We start from the raw sequence: 1,130 nt of genomic DNA on the forward strand, positions 1-1,130 counted from the left end.
GCCGGGCCGCGCGCGGACAATGCGCGCAGCATCGCGAGCACGCCCAAGCGCAACGCGAGCGCGTCCGGGCCGTCCGGGCCCGGCGGCTCCCGGCGCAGCACGACCCGCACCGCGGACCGCTGGGGCGGGGGCAGTACGCCGATCGCCTCGTCGGCGAGCGGGTCGAGCAGGTCGGCGAGTGAAGAGAAAGCCAACTCCCGCTCTGTGGCGGCCGGTTCGATCCTCAGTATCGGCTCGCCGCGTTCGGCGGCGGTGTCGACGAGCGCCCGCAGCACGAAGGTCTTGCCGATCCCGACGGGCCCGTGAACCACGACACCGCCGGCGGAAAGTCGGCGCCGGGCCGACAGCACCAGGTCGTGCCGCGTGAGGTCGATGTGCGCCACGAGTCGTCCTCACCAAGCCGGATCGGCGTCCGCCGAGGGCACGTTGCCGGCGGCGGCTCTCGGTCCTCGCGTCCTCCCGGACCGTCGTCCTCGGACCGTCCCGCGACTCGATCCATGGTCACGCGACGACCGCCCCGCCGTCAACGGGGTCCGTTCCTGTCCGAGACCACCGGATGACGCGGTGTGACACCGGGTCCATCGCCGAAGGGGCCCGGTTCGCAGCCGAGTCGGGCCTATCGCGTCGCCGTGACGATGCAGCGTCGAAGCTCCTCGACCGCCTTCCGATCGCCTTCGATCGTCACACCGCTCGGCGCTCCGACCCTCTCCCGGGCTCGGCACCTGCGCGCATGGTCAGGGTCTTGTGCAGATACACGTGACCGACGTGACGGCTCGGATCGGCGACGGTCCAGCCCGGACACGTGGGCACCGGCGCGGGGAGGTCCATCGCCGCGACGTCCCGCAGACGAACGAAGTCGGCCTCGAGGCAGGCGAGCAGTCGGGAGAAGTCCATGCCGAGGACTTTTACATACGCACCTGACACGTAGCCGTCCACCGACCACTTTCGGTGGGAGCCGTACGCGATTCGGGATTCGTGTGCGTGCCTGCGTGCCTTGTGAACCGGTTGGTCGTTGGAGTGGATGTGGCCCGGGGCGCGCACGCGTGCCGCCGGTCGTGTGGAGGTCCGGCTGTCGACCGGAGTGCTGACAAGCGAGAAAGTGGTGATCGTCGTGGCTGCCGAGGGACGTC

At 70.6% G+C, this 1,130-nt stretch carries 1 protein-coding gene and 1 pseudogene; both read right to left on the reverse strand.

Annotated features, from left to right (window positions below):
* Positions 1-383, reverse strand: a pseudogene (locus tag GT354_RS10870) (helix-turn-helix transcriptional regulator); the annotation flags it as partial.
* 298 nt (positions 384-681) lie between these two features.
* The coding region (locus tag GT354_RS53750) for a maleylpyruvate isomerase N-terminal domain-containing protein (protein WP_237534606.1) at positions 682-1,130 on the reverse strand (449 nt) is incomplete at its 5' end.

The sequence above is a fragment of the Streptomyces sp. SID3343 genome (genome assembly GCF_009865215.1).
In the GTDB taxonomy this organism is placed as follows: domain Bacteria; phylum Actinomycetota; class Actinomycetes; order Streptomycetales; family Streptomycetaceae; genus Embleya.